Genomic DNA, 13,959 nt, shown 5'->3' with positions numbered 1-13,959 from the left:
ACAAAGCTTTATGCGCCTCATTGCTATACGCAACCTGCGTTCAGGTGCGACAAAGTATCCAGATGTTAGTAGGAAGATTGGAGCCTGGTATCGGGTTGTCAAACAAGCTTCTTGGAAAAACCTAGAGGAAGTTCGCACCGTGTATCGCGATGCTGAAGCGGTCGGAAATCTCACCGTTTTCAACATCAAAAGCTATCGCCTCATCGTTGGGATCAATTATGAGCGGCAAACGGTGTACTACAAGTATTTTCTAACTCATGCAGACTATGACAAGGGGGTATGGAAAGATGACCCTTACTTTTGACAGAAACAGCTATGGTCAACTCCTAGTAGAGTTTCAGCCTCAAGTGATCAGCTCTGAAGCAGAGTACGATCGAGCGCTTGAGGCTGTAGAGAAGCTGATGGGGTGCAAGGATCACACCCCAGAGCAGGCGGCAATCTTTGATCTTTTGGTTGCTCTGATTGAAACGTATGAAACCGCGAACTATCCAATGGATCCGTCTACTCCTCAGGAGATGCTTGAACATTTGATGGAGTCAGCAGGCACAAGGCAAGCCGATTTAGTTGGAATCCTTGGTTCCAAAGGAGTGGTGTCGGAGGTTGTGAACGGTAAGCGGTCGATCAGCAAGGCACAAGCTAAAGCGTTAGGAGAGTTCTTCCACGTCTCCCCTAGTTTGTTTATTTAACATCACAGCCCAACCCCTTTCTTGATGGGAAACACAAGAGATGAGTCTGTGCCAACGTTAAAAGGATTAATCATAACTTTCCTTCCTTCTTTGCTTGATCGACAGCGTCCTTAGCCATTGTTTCCAGCAAATCGCTGACAGAGCGATTTTGTTTAGCTGCCAGTATTTCTAAATCTTTTTCTAAATCTGCTGTTACTTTGATAAAGATACGCATGGATTGAATTTGTCCAGAGCGCTTGCGCTTGCGCTTGCGATCGCGCTCTGAATAGGTGAGCGTTACCACAATTATTTCGTGTTTAGTAATTATTTCATGTTTAGGTTGAGCCAGTTTGGTCTTAATGTTGCTTTTGTTGTACTCCTCCATTTCTTCGCGCAGATCGCTAAGCTGACTCTCCAAAGCAGAGATTTGGGCTTGCCAAAGCAGGGGATTGGTTTTGCGTTCTTGTTCGGGCGTTTGAAGTATTTGCTCCAAAGCCTTTTCAAACTTCTGAGCTTGAATCTGTGTGACGCGATATTGATGATCGTTTTCAATCACGGCTGCCACCTCTCTAAGTCAATAGCAATAATTCCTTTAGGCCCACCATTTCTATCTATCTGGAAGAAGTCTAGAAATAAAGTTCCGGCAGCATCTGCGGGCACTCCAGCAAAAAATAGCTCTCCGCCATACTCTGCTTTTTGGGCGGCTCGTTGGTTGGAAAAGTCCAATAAGGATGGGGCGATTGAGATTAGTTTTTCTGCATCAACACCTTTGGTTTCCCAGCAGGCGTCGAAATCGCCAGGGATCAACTTATTAGTTACAAAACTGCCATCTATGTAGATGGTGCAACACCCTGCTATCTGTAAGTGTTCCATTGCTTTCTTAAGTCCAGCAATTAGGCTCAAGCGATGTGGTGTGATTCCAAAACGCTCCACAAACTTTTCCCATGTACAACGATGGATGCCAGGTGGTAAGTTGCCGTTAGCACTGAATATTGGAATCATAGCGCTTATCTCTTTAAATCATAAGACATGGCTTACCAGCTTCAAGGTGAAACATTGCGATCGCATCGATTCAGGAATTTAATTGACTTGCGAAGAATCGTGAAATACGATCAAGTAGAGGGCCTAGCCCAGGGGTAGTCGTATGACTGCCGCACCAACCGCCAACTAGTCAAATGACTACGGAGGCGGTTTCAGTGTTTTAAGGGTCTTCAAAGCAATAGTATTTAATTCCCATAGTTGGTAGCTGATCTTCTTGGAGCACAGAATCCACCAATCGCTGATTTTGCCTCAAGGCTTGAAAGGCTGTATTCTCTGATTGATCTTTAGCCCTGACGACAGGATGTAAGCAAAGATCGGCTACCTGAATAAGCAAATTCTGCTTGGTCTTACCCTCTATGCCACAAAGAATATTATCTAGCGTGCCAGGAGAGAGAGGATCATACTTGGCTGAGCCTTCCAAAGCAAACGGATGACCTTCAGAGCGAATGGTGTCAAAGTGCTCTTCCATCAAACGGTCTTCATTCTTTCCTGCTTTCTCGTAGTAGACCATCAATTTTCCATCGTTCTGAGAGGCGTACTTAGCAGATCGTTCAATCAGGATCATGAAAGCGCTCTTCAGCATTTCCCAGGTTTTTTCGCCATATCTCTCGAAATACCTCTTTAAGTAGCCCTGTCTTGAGACAACGCAGGCGTGAACGATTATCGGGCAACATGTAATGGTGTTCGATAAATCGCACAAGAATGCATCTTGTTCCTCTTTTGGCTTCAGACCTAACCAAGCAAAATTTTTCTTACGAGAGCGGATTTCATTACCGTGTAAAGCGGTATTTTCTGAAATTTCCCAACGCCTCTTAAATTCGATGATTTGGTTGGCGATTACCGACTCATCCTGTCGTTTAACCAATACTCCGCCTACTGCAAAGTATGGTGCTGCATCCCTGGGACTGGGTTTGGCACTTCCGCTCTCGTCCATATACAGCGCAAATTCGGTTTTATTGTGAATCACGATTGCTTCTTATAAAAACTCTTTGACGACTTCGAGATCGGTTTCGATGGCTTCAATACGGTTGGCGTCGGTCATGGTGTTTCTCCTATGCGATCGCTGAATCATGCCTTAACGCTCAGCGCTTCAGACTCCCCTATCGATTCTCCATCTGCAATAAAAACAAGGAAGTCTCCAGGCTGGGCATTAAGTGTTCTACATATTGCCTCAACAGTTGCCCTGTCTGGGTAAATATTTCTGTCTCGCCACAGCCGAAAGGCAGTAGCTCTAGGCAACCCTGTCTTTTGCCAAAACTTGTTGGCACTTGGGATTCCTTTCTCTTTTCCAAACTCCTGTATCCGATTCATAAGTCCCATCTAACAAGACTACATCTATCGTAGTCTCATAAATAGTACGTGTCAACGGTTGACACGTCTCATCAAATGGGACTAACATGCAAAACAAGAGAGGGCGGTCGCGCCTAGTAAACGAAAACCACCCTCTTCAAACCCCTAATTAAAGGATTTCTCCAATTATGCCTCAATCATCCGTCCAAGTCCCGATCGCGGGTCACATCTTCGTCGAAACCTTAGCGCCTACACCGCAGATTTACACCCACATCATCACTCTGATAAACCGTCGTACTAGCGATGAGAAGTGCCTCACCGTTGAAACGCTCTCAGACCGCTTTGTTGACGTGATGCGCGAAATCACTCATCAGAAGGTGACGCAGAGGTTGCAGGGTTATGAGGTCTACGAAGTATTGCCAGATTACTTGCCCTTCTAAACACCCCTCACAGGTATCTCGAATCGATTCGAGATACCTCGCTCCCTCTACAGCACTTCACTAGAAACAGGGCTTGAATCATGGCAACTAAAACGGCAACGAGAACTGAAATTGAAAAGTCTAGCGACGACTTCTACGGTTTAACGTGCTTCATCATCAATGGCAAAGAATACGCTGCTTCTAGCGTCCAACAGGCAGAAGTAGCAGCTAGAGAGCTTGCAAAGGAATGCCTTGATCTAATTGACACCCAGTTAGTTTTGAAGCACTCCTGTCTCCCGCCCGAAGCGGCTTCAATCGTTCGCTACGCGCAAGATGGCTTGCGGGGCGGCGGTGATGAGGCTGATCTGTTGCTATCAGTGATTCGTGATCCCGATGCTTTGGTGGATGAAGCGGTTGTAACCTTTGGACGATCGCACTTTCTAGGCGTGTTTGCCAATGGAATTGAACTCTCGCTCGTTCAATTTCCCCACTGGATTGCAACGTTCATTCTGCAAGAACTGGGCTTAGAGAGCGCAGAGCAGGTTTGTGTCCATCAACTCGCGTAATGGAGAGAATCATGACGAAAGCAGCATTAACCAAACTTGAGCAAAAACTCTACACCTATCTGAGCAATCCCACGCCAGAACCAAAATACAAGCTTTGGCAAACCGTCCAGTACAAAGCTAGAGGCGATCGAAAAGGAGAGATTTCCGAGGGCAGAATCTGCGGCTGTCGCTTCACACGGGTCGCGATCGCCTTTGCAGAGAACTGTGATCCTGGATGGGACTACAACATCGAAACTGGAGAGGAAGGGGACGATATCGAGATTATTCACGAAGATCGCATCATTGGAGAGGTGGAGTAATGGCTGCTATCCGTGGACAAGGTTTTACCTTAAAAGATATTCTCGAACACTTTGAGGAGAAATATGACCTCTCTGAAGTTCTAGAGCGCTTAAAAGAGATTATGGCGGCAAAACAGGATCAATGTATTGAGCCACACCGCCGTGAAGCTCTGAGCCAGTTAGTTGAACTACTAGCGCAAGCCACCGATCAAGCCCTAGAACTGGAAATGCAGGGCTTGACATCCCGTGAAATCTAGAATCTAACCTCTCAGCGATCACCGTTGCACTCGATGAATCCGAGATTCTGCAAGAACTGGGGCTAGAGAGTGCAGAGCAGTTTTGTTTGTATCAGCTGGGTTGACGTGTTGACCGTTCACAAATTTAGGAAAGAACAGTATGGCGAATATTCTTAGAGCAAAGATTACAGTGCGTGGTGTCCGTCCCCTGCTCTGGCATCATTTTGGCCCCGATGCGCTACCGCTTGAAAAGCAAGAGAAAACAGGCGTTGCAGGTCATGATCCTGAAGAGTGGAAGAAAACCGTGTTGATGACGGGAGATCGCAGGCTTTACGTCAAGTCGAGCTATCTGTTTGCATCGATTAGAGATGGTGCAAAGCATACCCCACGCAAGCGGGGCACATTGCAGCCGTTCATCTCAGCAACGTTGCAGGTTGAGGAAGACTTTATCTTTATTGAGCGTGATGGTGAGGTGTTGCGAGTTCCAGAGGAACCTGAGCAAAACCCTGAATTGTCTGTGTTCCTGGATGTTCAAGGCGTGAGAAATCCCAGCACACGAGCTAGAAACTTGCGCTATCGAATCGGTGCGTCGTCTGGATGGTCGGCAACATTCCACGTTCAGTGGGATAAAACGATCGTGTCTCGTGGGGAGATGGAGGCGGCGGTACTTGATGCAGGCCGGTTTACGGGCATCGCGGATGGACGGTCAATCGGCTACGGCAGGTTTGAGCTTATGCTGTTTGATGTGGCTGAATTAGCGTCAAAGAAAGCGGCATAAGCTCACGAGGTGTGGCTTGGCTCGTTCTGGCAGGGTGAGGTAAGGCGGGGCAGGGTCAGGTTTGGTAAGGCGAGTTCTGGCAAGGCAAGGCATGGATATACAGAACTCTTATTGAAGCGGCTATAGGTCGCAATTGAGGTCCGGCGTGGCGAGTCGAGGTTAGGTGCGGTGAGTCTAGTTATGGCAAGGCAAGTTAGGGCGAGTTTTGGCAAGGCATGGCAAGGAAACACAAACGACAACCCAGAGAGATCTGGAACCTGACAAGACAACGCATCCACAACCGCGATCGCGCTCAATGCCAACGGTGCAACATAGCCGTTAACCTCAATGAATGCCACATTGACCACAAGATCCCATTAAGCAAAGGAGGGACAAACATCGATGAGAACCTAAGAACGCTGTGCGTCATCTGCCATACACTCAGGGCAGATCGAAGTCATCAAGGGATGGTTGCAAGGGCACTCAGAAAAGGGTTGATTCCTCCCAACTGGCGAGAGTTGGTCTGGGAGGATTAAAGCAAAATACCCGCTGAATCGTAACCCAGCGGGAACCAGTAAGCCAATAAAGCCCAACCTTGATTTCTAAGCGGGGCTTTGGCTGTAGAACTCTCTAAATTGCTCGTGACATTAGCGTGCCAACCTGCTCTAAATCCCTTTCAGTGAAGTCCTTGCCGGTTCATTGGTCTACTCCGGGATGGAAGGGTAGCAGTCTAGTCTGAACATCATTGTTTTAGTGAGAGTGAACTGCGTATCATTTGATGTATGTTCTCAAGAATGCATTCATCCACCCGTAGTCGCAGATGTCAGAACCCAGTCCCAAAAAGTCCCCTTCCTTTACGTATGAGCAGGTCTGTATCAAAGGATATGAGTTATGGAAAAATGGTAAAGACCACTCCTTTGAGGCGGCAGTAAAAGCAGTCGAAGCCGAGAAGCATGATTCCAACTGTTTCAGACGGTTCTGGCGGTGGACAGGATTTGGAGAGAAGAAGGGATGGGACTTTCTACAATTATTGATTGTCCCATTGGTCCTATTAGGGGCAGCTTGGAAGTTTCAACAGGTGGCGAAAGATCAAGACACACAATCAGCTGATAATCGGGCTAAACAAGAGACCCTAGAAAAGTACTTCGACCAAATGACTCAACTGCTAAAAGATAAGTTGCGTCAAGCCAAAACTGACTCTGATGAATTTATTTTGGCTCAGGCGAGAACCACGACCGCTCTACGAGATTTAAATACCGAAAGACAAAACCTGCTTTTTCAGTTTCTGAGAGCGGCTGATCTACTCAATCATGTCCCTGACGCAGAACTTAAGAAGGAAAAACCTGATGAGAAGGAGAGGGGTGGTCTTCTGGAAAAATCTAACCTCGACAGCACTAATCTTAGCAAAACGGAGATTAGCAAAATTCGCCTCAACAAAGCCAGTCTTAAGAACGTTAACCTTAGCGAAGCCAACCTCAGTGAAGCTTATCTCAGTGATGCTGACCTCACCAAAGCCAATCTTAGTAAAGCCAACCTCAAGGGAGCCATTCTCTTTCAGACTAACTTTAGCAATGCCAACCTTAGCGGAGCCGACCTCAGTAAAGCCAACCTCAATAGAGCTATCCTATCAGGTGCACAGATAACAGAGCGAGAACTGAGCCAGGCAAAGCTATGCGATACGCGTCTACCAAGCAATATAACAATTGATCATGATCGCGACTGCAAGGAGCTAGCTCCTAAGAAGTGACTCCTAACGCCCAGATTGGCTCCGCTTACTGCGCTGCTGCAAAGACTTCTGCTGGTGTCAAGATCAGTTGAGGGAAGGTCTCAGAAACAATGGCATCGTTGCCCTTAAACATACCAACGTCACTGTACTTGCTGCCTGCAAGCTTTAAGACTGTAACGGCTTGCTGTTCGGGGTCGATAATCCAATACTCAGGAATGCCTACACGCTCATACTGCTCGCGCTTACTTTTGTAGTCTCGCTCTCGGTTAATCCTACCTGGACTCACGACCTCAACCACCAACTGAGGCGGAGGCATGTCTAACTTGATGGTGAGGCGTTTCTGAGTCAGAGCGAGATGCTCTGGTCTCAACACCACTAAATCGGGGAAACGATTTTGAGTATCGTTCACTTGCAGAACGGGAACTTGAACTTCACAATTGTGACGTTTAATCAGGCGGAACGACAGCCCAATCCCTACTAGCCTGAGAAAGAGATAGTCTACGATCGCGCTGTTCGGTTCAGATTCCGGTGGCAATTCAACTAACTCCCCGTCTACCAACTCATAGCGATTATCTGTCCCGTCATCATAGGACAAATAATCTTCAAAAGTCATTGTTTTCCGGGTGTTTATAGCCATAAGCACGCGTGACCCGAGGATTGCTCCCGACAGAAATCGGAAACTGTGTTGTTAAGTGTTTATGATTTTACAGGCTTATAGATATACGTTGCTATGAGTTTAGTATAGCCATAAACATATGTTTGTGCTAAGTCGTAAAGCAGAAAGCCTTGCGGTCAGGCGATTTGAGCGTTTCCGCTTACCTGTACATTCCGGTTAAAATCCAAGGCATAAACACAAGAGAAGGCTCTCGGAAACTTTCCTGCCCTCTCTCTTTTAACCCACTTCCTCGCCGACTACATGAATAAGGGCGCAGGCTCTAGCTTGCGCTCTCAGTAGGAATTATGGGGCAGTTTGAGCGCTGCCCCATGACCCGAACATTAACCCTGAGCATTGATACCTTCTCGCTGACGTTGGGCGATCGCATCTCCTCACGCTTTGCCCAAGGTGGCTATGAGCGGGTGATTTCATCGACTGGAGAAGTGGAATATTCGTTATTCGGTTCGCCTGTAAGCGATGGCAGCTTGTATGAGGCAAAGTTCGTTTGGACAATTCAAACCTACGTCGGAATTGAGCAGTGGCGTGTACTGTGGGCGATTTTTGCCAGGGCAGAGCGGCATCGGCGCAACCAGCAGGATTCTCAAATCTACCTTTCAGATACGATCCAGCCTTACATTGAGGATGCGATCGCACCCACCAGGCAGACAGCCGGAGACATCACCCCAATTGACGGCGGCGGCATTGCTTACCCTGCTGTATATGCCGTTCGGATGTTTGAGCCAAAGGCGGAGGAGACGGCAAATCTGCAATATCGCTACTTGGCGCGGTTTGTGCTGAAAGAACTAGATCGGGTGGTGGCATGATTAACCTGAGCATTCGCAATTATCAAGCCACGATCGCAGGACTGGACTGCACGCCTGCATTAGTCAGTTTTCGGGGCAGTGACTCGAAACTTGACCAATCTGGCTTGGTCATTTTCACTGGAGAAATTGTTCTAGGGCGTCCAAACGGGTTTGAGAGCTTGGACGACAGGCGCAACAGCCGTTGGAGTCGAGGCAACCCGATCATTGTCCAGATTGCGGATACATCCGGGATATTGCGCCCATCCCCAAGAGGTGGACGACTATTTATTCTTGACAGCGGATTTGATCTGAAGACTCGCAAGCTAACGCTGCAAGTGGGCGATGTATTTGCTCTGCTCAATTTCAAAGAGGGTAAGGGAGACAAATCGGGGATCTGCCTTGGCACAAGCAATTCGCGGGGTGAAATTATTAACCGACTGTTAGCGGCGGCGGGATGCCCAAGCCTCATCGACTCGGTTCCCGGTTCTCTCAATCACCCCTCCCCACGGCTGCTAGAGGGTAACTATCTCCAGCAAGCAGGCGCGATCGCAGCCGCAGCAGGATATTTTCTGTGGGTGGATAGTAACGGCAATGTGCGTGCGAGTAGCATTAATGCCCAGCAATCGGCTCCAATCCTCAGCCTCAATGCGGCGAGTGATTCGGCAGACTATTCACGGCTGGAAGGCGATCAACCCTCAGAAGAGGTGCTGATTCGGGGCAAGGTGACGATCGTTCGCAAAACGGGCGATGTAACCGAGACTCAGAGCGAAGAGTATGGACCTGCATTACTCGCAGGATCATCTTCTGCGGCAGAAATTATCACCAAGCGCACGCGGACGCTCGACCAGTTCGATCGCGCCAAGAAGCTCCGCACGGTGCAAAGCTGGACAGCACAACCTGAAGGACTCGTGTTTCCAATTGATTTTGTACGGGATGTGCCTGCGTTTGGCAGAACTGCCCTAATCGATTCAGAATGTCGGATTGAGACCTTTCAGTATGAGGTCAACGCACCACTGACAGGGAAAGCCGGGGAGAGCAAGTGTAGCCAAGGCAATCAAGGTCGGTTGTTAGAGCATGTGACGCAGATTTATCAATTATTCGACTCAGTGTTTAAAGAGATTCTATCGACCTATCCGAAGGCTCTCGTTCAGAATTTCCCATTGAGAACACTGGCTCTGACCGAAGAAACGCATGTGGTATATCGCTATGAGCTAACGCCTGCGGTGGTGACAACCCCAGCCATTGGTGGAGGCACAACCGATGAGGATGACGACCCTCAAGATATCCCAGAGCTAGAGAAATTGGGCAATGGACCTAAAATCACCACACGCACCTACAAGGCGATCGGGACAGTGATTCCGGCGGATTTTGGCTACAAAGCGTTGCCTGCCAACGTGACGCAATATCGCTCCATGCGATCAATGCATGAGGCAGAGCGGCAAGTGCAGACGTGGCGAGAGCGCACCTTTGGGGAATGGCAGAGCGAGACGCAGGTGCTGAAGGTGATTCCAGTTCTTTATCCGGATCTCACCGATACCTTGAGAGAGAAGCTGATTAAGCAATCGCTGTACTACGATTCGGCGAATTTGATGGTGCTGGTCGATGCCAGCAATACCGTTGTCACGTCCAATTCTGGGCAAGCCCAGCCGCCCGCACCCGATACCTACTCACCGCCGTTTACGACCCAAGACATTACGGTGTCAGGGAAAGGTAAGTTTCCGAGTGATGCGACAAGTCCGTTTCGCCCGCGTCGCAAAGAACTCAGCTTTGAGTATCTCTCGGCAGTTGTGGAGTCGGGCGGGGTGAGTGGGGGCATTGCCAACGCAAAAGCCGAAGCCAGCCGTCTTGCCTCGGCATGGGGCAACATCTTTTGGGGACGTTACAAGGGAGCCAGTATCACGACAGATTTGAATGATGGCTGGTTTGCCTATGCTCCGCTCTCGCGGGGCGATGTGGTTGAACTGGATGGCACAGCAGCATACCTGATGGATGGGTTCGCGATCGCGATGGCAGAGCGGCGATGCGTCATTAGTTTTGATGGGATGTTATTAGGTTTTGTGGATGCGAATAACCCAGCAATTGTTGCTCCGGTCTATCAGCAAACCGATGCAGGGGAGTTGGCACTTGGGTTTAGTTTCACGAGCCGCGATCGCACCTATGACCTCGCTCCCATTGAGGACGCGGGTGAGTTTGCACTTGGGTTTGCGATTCGTCCTCAGCCGGATGTGAGAGCTGGGTTTGCAATGGGATTTAGCTTTGTGGGCTACTCGAACCCAGAGCAGGGCGTGTTTGCCTTTGGATTGGGTAGTGATGGGGTAGGGTCGATCGACTGGGAAGACCTCACTCAAGATCAGTGGGAAGAGATGAGTGGAACGCAGTGGAGCAACCTCCTGTAGGAAATCTACAGCCGATCCTTTGAGGTTGGGCGATGACCAGGCATTTCCATAACGATTGGGTTTCCTATCACTTCATGCTTCCCTTCGGCGGTGGGGCACTGCCAGACCCTGCAAAGTATTACCTTTGCCTAGCAGACACCACGTTATTAACTCGTGCGAGTAGCAGAGCCGATTTTATTAATGCAGAGCTGCTCCAGCAAAATGGCTACGAGCGATCGCAGATCCTATTTTCCAATCCTGGCAGTTTTAGCAACAGCAACAAACGTTATGATGCGCCGTTGGTCACAGGTGATTTTCTGGCAGCAGGTGGAGCGTTGCAATTTCAGACGGTGTTTTTGATTGCCAATGGACACGCCACCGCCAACAAGACACTCACCGATGCGAATGTGAACGCAACCACAAATGTGATCACCGCAACGGCTCACGGACTCGCAACGGGCAATGAGGTGCTGTTTAGCGTGCAGGGTGGATCAACCCTCCCAGATGGTGTTAGCAGCAATGCCATTTACAAAGTGATGTCGGCAGCAACCGATAGCTTCCAAATCTCAAGCGATGGCATCACTCCGATTGACATTACCTCGACCGGATCAGGGACGTTCTATCTGCGCTATGTACCCGCTCACATTGTGTTGCTTGATATTTTGGCTGATCCGAGACTGTTGCAAGATAGCAAACCGTATTCCTATGACCTCTACCTTGCGGGCATGAATGCAAATTATGGGACAGGTGTGTAATGCAGACAGGATATGCCGTCGCCACGGTTGCCGACCTAAGAGCCATTCCTGCCAATCGTCGGGTTAATGGCATGGCGAAGACCATTGTTGCTAAGAAGAAGTGGTATCAGTACGACAGCGCGATCGTTATTGCTGATGATGGAGACAGTGCGATCGTTCCCGATGATGGCGTCGGCGCGTGGACGGTAATGCATCCTCCTAATGCCGATGGTGGTAGCTCAGGCGGTGGTGATGGTGGAACCGCTCTTATAACCGTGCAGAACGGCAAGCCGACGACGATCCCAACGGAGATCGGGCAATTGGTTGCAGATGTGCGTAGCGATCGTAAGAACTTATGGATTGCCGTTGGGACATCGTCAGCGAGCGATTGGCGAATCTGTAGTGGTAGCCCAGTAACCGTGATCTACAGCCCTGGACAATTCAACCCCGGTGCCCCGACTGGTCCTGGCGACGTTCCGATTGATTATCGGGGTCAAAGACTTGTGTTTGGCGCTCAAGACCCTTACGGCGTTACCCTATACGACACTGTTTATGTTGCGGTGCAATATCAAGCGCCATACTACAACGATCCGTTCGATGACACGTTGTACTGGGCTTACGATGCAGGATATCAGTAGGTCTTATGAGCAATCCCCTCGATTTAATTCGCCAAACTCAAGCTCAGAACCGATTGCAGTATGCAGAAGGGCAAGAGCGGCAGCAGAAGTTAGATGTGAATCGCACCCAAGAATGCAGATACGAGGGACGTAACGCGGACACAGGGCAAGCCATTGTCAGCAACGGCAATAACAGCATTACCGTTAATGCAACGAATACGAATGGGTGGATGAAGCCGAATCAATCCGTGAAATACAACCAAGCAGGGAGTGCTAACGCGATAGATTCAATGCCTAGACCCAACAGACCTGATCAGCCTCCCTCTGTGATTGGCAAGGGCAGAGTTAAGGTGCTGTTTACCGTGCGGGAAGAGGGCAGCGTGAGCCTCTACGTGGGCGGCTGGAAGAAGTCACCCGTGAAAATTGCCACCTATGTGGCTGGAGAACTGAACCCTTCTCTAGATCTGGAGATTGACAAGGCCACAATTAATAACTTGGGCGGAGATCGCTGGATTGCTTCTTGGTTAGTCCTCAAAGACGAAATGGTGATCGATTGCGCGGTCAAAACCAATAGCGGCGGCTGGACACTGAAAGAGCTGCACCCAAATGCTGACCTGCGATCGCTCTTCTACACCGCCTATGAATCAGGGTACACCCCAAGCCGAACCTCACCGAACGTGAGAAATTTAGGGTTTGGGCTGTGGACCACGAACAGTAACGAGTTGGAGACTTCGGAATCCATCGTTTCAAACGTTGCCATCACCAATAGAACTGGGGCGCATGGTTACTGGTATCGAGAACAGTTACAGAGTGGAGAATACAATATAAAACGCATGACCGAACCGAATCGCGAACAGATTGAAGCCAGCGGAAAGACTTATGTGCTGCCCGACCGAGCAGAAATATTGTCGACGGTTTCTGACAATACTGGGGACCGATACACCTTCAACGTTCAGGAGTCGGGCGCTTACTTAGTTAATTCAGACCTGTCTCAGTCCTATGGCTTTCGTCGCAACGTCACATCCCAATCAAACAACGCCGTCTATAACGATAGTGGCATTTATTTGTTTAAGCAGTCTGCCTCGAATCAGCGCCTCGACCCACGACCCAGCTTAAATCTCTCGATTTTTATCAGTTTCGCGTATGGGTTTTTCAACCCTAAAACTACAAATTGGATTGGAGAGAAGCTTTATCGAATTTCTCTATTAGCCAGTTCTGAGGCTGAAGCTGAAGGTGACAATTTTAATTTTGCGAGTGTCGCGGGCGTGTTGGATGCCAAATTTAAGAACAGCCAACGGATTGCGATCGAAGAAGCAGAGTTTGGTGAAACGGACCCAGAGCAAACACCCGCGAACGTTTTCGAGAGCGGGCAGAATGGCGTCAAGTCTAAACGAACATTTTCTGAAACGGTCTATCCGCTCAAGCCAGGGACCGACCCAGAGCAAACACGAGTTTTATCGGCGTCCTATCATCCTTAACTGCTATGCCTAATCCATTTCAATTGATTCGTGAACAGCAGGCCAGCAACCGTCTAAGCTATGCCAGAAAGCAGCAGGCGCTGCAAGAGAGCGACGATGCGAAACAACAGCTCACGGGGCAGATTTTAGGCGGCAATGCTGAGCAAGGGGCAACAATGGTGCAGCTCGACGGCGGCGGCATTGTGCCATGCCAGAGCGTCACCAGCGGTGGCTTCAAGGCAGGATCTGCCGCGATCGTTACTCTCAACGGCTCGAAAGCATGGGTTGACGGAATGCCGAATTAATGAGCCTTCATCCTTCATCCTTTCGCCCGTGGGAA

General features: G+C 49.2%; 20 protein-coding genes. 15 read left to right on the top strand and 5 right to left on the bottom strand.

What is annotated here, in order from left to right:
• The first annotated feature begins 10 nt into the window (after window positions 1-10).
• Window positions 11-304: a type II toxin-antitoxin system HigB family toxin gene (locus tag AC5JLB_RS25380; RefSeq protein WP_495876612.1), complete on the top strand. Its 294-nt coding sequence runs from the start codon at window positions 11-13 to the stop codon at window positions 302-304.
• Complete coding sequence (locus AC5JLB_RS25375; protein ID WP_495876611.1) at window positions 288-686, top strand: helix-turn-helix domain-containing protein; 399 nt, start codon at window positions 288-290, stop codon at window positions 684-686. Before AC5JLB_RS25380 ends, AC5JLB_RS25375 begins: the two co-directional genes overlap by 17 nt.
• 70 nt (window positions 687-756) lie before the next feature.
• On the opposite strand, the gene AC5JLB_RS25370 is transcribed toward AC5JLB_RS25375, so the two are convergent.
• The 4 genes from AC5JLB_RS25370 to AC5JLB_RS25355 all read right to left on the bottom strand — a co-directional run bounded on the left by AC5JLB_RS25370 (window position 757) and on the right by AC5JLB_RS25355 (window position 3,017).
• Complete coding sequence (locus AC5JLB_RS25370; protein ID WP_495876610.1) at window positions 757-1,221, bottom strand: ribbon-helix-helix domain-containing protein; 465 nt, start codon at window positions 1,219-1,221, stop codon at window positions 757-759.
• Window positions 1,218-1,667 (bottom strand): DUF6932 family protein, encoded by a 450-nt coding sequence (locus AC5JLB_RS25365; protein WP_495876609.1) that lies wholly within the window; start codon window positions 1,665-1,667, stop codon window positions 1,218-1,220. The genes AC5JLB_RS25370 and AC5JLB_RS25365 overlap by 4 nt, the downstream gene beginning before the upstream one ends.
• A gap of 199 nt (window positions 1,668-1,866) precedes the next feature.
• A complete protein-coding gene (locus tag AC5JLB_RS25360) occupies window positions 1,867-2,673 on the bottom strand; it encodes a DUF3800 domain-containing protein (RefSeq protein WP_495876608.1) in 807 nt (268 codons plus the stop codon).
• 101 nt (window positions 2,674-2,774) lie between these two features.
• Complete coding sequence (locus AC5JLB_RS25355; protein WP_495876607.1) at window positions 2,775-3,017, bottom strand: helix-turn-helix domain-containing protein; 243 nt, start codon at window positions 3,015-3,017, stop codon at window positions 2,775-2,777.
• Between the two features lie 167 nt (window positions 3,018-3,184).
• On the opposite strand from AC5JLB_RS25355, the gene AC5JLB_RS25350 reads away from it, so the two are divergent.
• The 7 genes from AC5JLB_RS25350 to AC5JLB_RS25320 all read left to right on the top strand — a co-directional run bounded on the left by AC5JLB_RS25350 (window position 3,185) and on the right by AC5JLB_RS25320 (window position 6,999).
• A complete protein-coding gene (locus tag AC5JLB_RS25350; RefSeq protein WP_495876606.1) occupies window positions 3,185-3,436 on the top strand; it encodes a hypothetical protein in 252 nt (83 codons plus the stop codon).
• Window positions 3,437-3,516: 80 nt separating this feature from the next.
• Entirely contained in the window at window positions 3,517-3,981 is a 465-nt protein-coding gene (locus tag AC5JLB_RS25345; protein ID WP_495876605.1) for a hypothetical protein, read from the top strand.
• Window positions 3,982-3,992: 11 nt separating this feature from the next.
• Window positions 3,993-4,280 carry a hypothetical protein gene (locus AC5JLB_RS25340; protein ID WP_495876604.1) on the top strand — a complete coding sequence of 96 codons (288 nt, stop codon included), beginning with the start codon at window positions 3,993-3,995 and terminating at the stop codon, window positions 4,278-4,280.
• Window positions 4,280-4,516: a hypothetical protein gene (locus AC5JLB_RS25335; protein WP_495876603.1), complete on the top strand. Its 237-nt coding sequence runs from the start codon at window positions 4,280-4,282 to the stop codon at window positions 4,514-4,516. Before AC5JLB_RS25340 ends, AC5JLB_RS25335 begins: the two co-directional genes overlap by 1 nt.
• Before the next feature lie 139 nt (window positions 4,517-4,655).
• The gene (locus tag AC5JLB_RS25330) at window positions 4,656-5,273 is read left to right on the top strand and encodes a hypothetical protein (RefSeq protein WP_495876602.1); all 618 of its coding nucleotides are present in this window, start codon (window positions 4,656-4,658) and stop codon (window positions 5,271-5,273) included.
• Between the two features lie 215 nt (window positions 5,274-5,488).
• Window positions 5,489-5,788 (top strand): HNH endonuclease, encoded by a 300-nt coding sequence (locus AC5JLB_RS25325; protein WP_495876601.1) that lies wholly within the window; start codon window positions 5,489-5,491, stop codon window positions 5,786-5,788.
• 284 nt (window positions 5,789-6,072) lie between these two features.
• Window positions 6,073-6,999 (top strand): pentapeptide repeat-containing protein, encoded by a 927-nt coding sequence (locus AC5JLB_RS25320; RefSeq protein ID WP_495876600.1) that lies wholly within the window; start codon window positions 6,073-6,075, stop codon window positions 6,997-6,999.
• A 25-nt stretch (window positions 7,000-7,024) separates the two neighbouring features.
• On the opposite strand, the gene AC5JLB_RS25315 is transcribed toward AC5JLB_RS25320, so the two are convergent.
• A complete protein-coding gene (locus AC5JLB_RS25315; protein ID WP_495876599.1) occupies window positions 7,025-7,591 on the bottom strand; it encodes a Uma2 family endonuclease in 567 nt (188 codons plus the stop codon).
• Between the two features lie 371 nt (window positions 7,592-7,962).
• Between AC5JLB_RS25315 and AC5JLB_RS25310 the strand changes: the two genes are divergently transcribed.
• From AC5JLB_RS25310 to AC5JLB_RS25285, 6 genes are read left to right on the top strand one after another with little or no spacing between them, the layout of a single operon-like run.
• Window positions 7,963-8,457 carry a hypothetical protein gene (locus AC5JLB_RS25310; protein WP_495876598.1) on the top strand — a complete coding sequence of 165 codons (495 nt, stop codon included), beginning with the start codon at window positions 7,963-7,965 and terminating at the stop codon, window positions 8,455-8,457.
• The gene (locus tag AC5JLB_RS25305; protein ID WP_495876597.1) at window positions 8,454-10,832 is read left to right on the top strand and encodes a hypothetical protein; all 2,379 of its coding nucleotides are present in this window, start codon (window positions 8,454-8,456) and stop codon (window positions 10,830-10,832) included. Before AC5JLB_RS25310 ends, AC5JLB_RS25305 begins: the two co-directional genes overlap by 4 nt.
• Window positions 10,833-10,864: 32 nt before the next feature.
• A complete protein-coding gene (locus AC5JLB_RS25300; RefSeq protein WP_495876596.1) occupies window positions 10,865-11,566 on the top strand; it encodes a hypothetical protein in 702 nt (233 codons plus the stop codon).
• Entirely contained in the window at window positions 11,566-12,183 is a 618-nt protein-coding gene (locus tag AC5JLB_RS25295; protein WP_495876595.1) for a hypothetical protein, read from the top strand. Before AC5JLB_RS25300 ends, AC5JLB_RS25295 begins: the two co-directional genes overlap by 1 nt.
• A 5-nt stretch (window positions 12,184-12,188) precedes the next feature.
• Window positions 12,189-13,640 (top strand): hypothetical protein, encoded by a 1,452-nt coding sequence (locus AC5JLB_RS25290; RefSeq protein WP_495876594.1) that lies wholly within the window; start codon window positions 12,189-12,191, stop codon window positions 13,638-13,640.
• 5 nt (window positions 13,641-13,645) lie between these two features.
• Complete coding sequence (locus tag AC5JLB_RS25285) at window positions 13,646-13,924, top strand: hypothetical protein (protein ID WP_495876593.1); 279 nt, start codon at window positions 13,646-13,648, stop codon at window positions 13,922-13,924.
• Window positions 13,925-13,959 lie beyond the last annotated feature (35 nt).

The sequence above is a fragment of the Myxacorys chilensis genome (assembly GCF_059505265.1).
The sequence above is the reverse complement of the archived record's forward strand: the minus strand, read 5'-3'. Positions and strand labels throughout refer to the sequence as shown.

Excerpts from the sequence above, each read along its gene's own strand:
- AC5JLB_RS25335 (WP_495876603.1), top strand. The coding sequence starts at position 4,280 with ATGGCTGCTATCCGTGGACAAGGTTTTACCTTAAAAGATATTCTCGAA.
- AC5JLB_RS25355 (WP_495876607.1), bottom strand. The coding sequence starts at position 3,017 with ATGAATCGGATACAGGAGTTTGGAAAAGAGAAAGGAATCCCAAGTGCC.
- AC5JLB_RS25300 (WP_495876596.1), top strand. The coding sequence starts at position 10,865 with ATGACCAGGCATTTCCATAACGATTGGGTTTCCTATCACTTCATGCTT.
- AC5JLB_RS25330 (WP_495876602.1), top strand. The coding sequence starts at position 4,656 with ATGGCGAATATTCTTAGAGCAAAGATTACAGTGCGTGGTGTCCGTCCC.
- AC5JLB_RS25285 (WP_495876593.1), top strand. The coding sequence starts at position 13,646 with ATGCCTAATCCATTTCAATTGATTCGTGAACAGCAGGCCAGCAACCGT.
- AC5JLB_RS25295 (WP_495876595.1), top strand. The coding sequence starts at position 11,566 with ATGCAGACAGGATATGCCGTCGCCACGGTTGCCGACCTAAGAGCCATT.
- AC5JLB_RS25325 (WP_495876601.1), top strand. The coding sequence starts at position 5,489 with ATGGCAAGGAAACACAAACGACAACCCAGAGAGATCTGGAACCTGACA.
- AC5JLB_RS25310 (WP_495876598.1), top strand. The coding sequence starts at position 7,963 with ATGACCCGAACATTAACCCTGAGCATTGATACCTTCTCGCTGACGTTG.
- AC5JLB_RS25290 (WP_495876594.1), top strand. The coding sequence starts at position 12,189 with ATGAGCAATCCCCTCGATTTAATTCGCCAAACTCAAGCTCAGAACCGA.
- AC5JLB_RS25340 (WP_495876604.1), top strand. The coding sequence starts at position 3,993 with ATGACGAAAGCAGCATTAACCAAACTTGAGCAAAAACTCTACACCTAT.
- AC5JLB_RS25320 (WP_495876600.1), top strand. The coding sequence starts at position 6,073 with ATGTCAGAACCCAGTCCCAAAAAGTCCCCTTCCTTTACGTATGAGCAG.
- AC5JLB_RS25315 (WP_495876599.1), bottom strand. The coding sequence starts at position 7,591 with ATGACTTTTGAAGATTATTTGTCCTATGATGACGGGACAGATAATCGC.
- AC5JLB_RS25365 (WP_495876609.1), bottom strand. The coding sequence starts at position 1,667 with ATGATTCCAATATTCAGTGCTAACGGCAACTTACCACCTGGCATCCAT.
- AC5JLB_RS25345 (WP_495876605.1), top strand. The coding sequence starts at position 3,517 with ATGGCAACTAAAACGGCAACGAGAACTGAAATTGAAAAGTCTAGCGAC.
- AC5JLB_RS25305 (WP_495876597.1), top strand. The coding sequence starts at position 8,454 with ATGATTAACCTGAGCATTCGCAATTATCAAGCCACGATCGCAGGACTG.
- AC5JLB_RS25350 (WP_495876606.1), top strand. The coding sequence starts at position 3,185 with ATGCCTCAATCATCCGTCCAAGTCCCGATCGCGGGTCACATCTTCGTC.
- AC5JLB_RS25375 (WP_495876611.1), top strand. The coding sequence starts at position 288 with ATGACCCTTACTTTTGACAGAAACAGCTATGGTCAACTCCTAGTAGAG.
- AC5JLB_RS25380 (WP_495876612.1), top strand. The coding sequence starts at position 11 with ATGCGCCTCATTGCTATACGCAACCTGCGTTCAGGTGCGACAAAGTAT.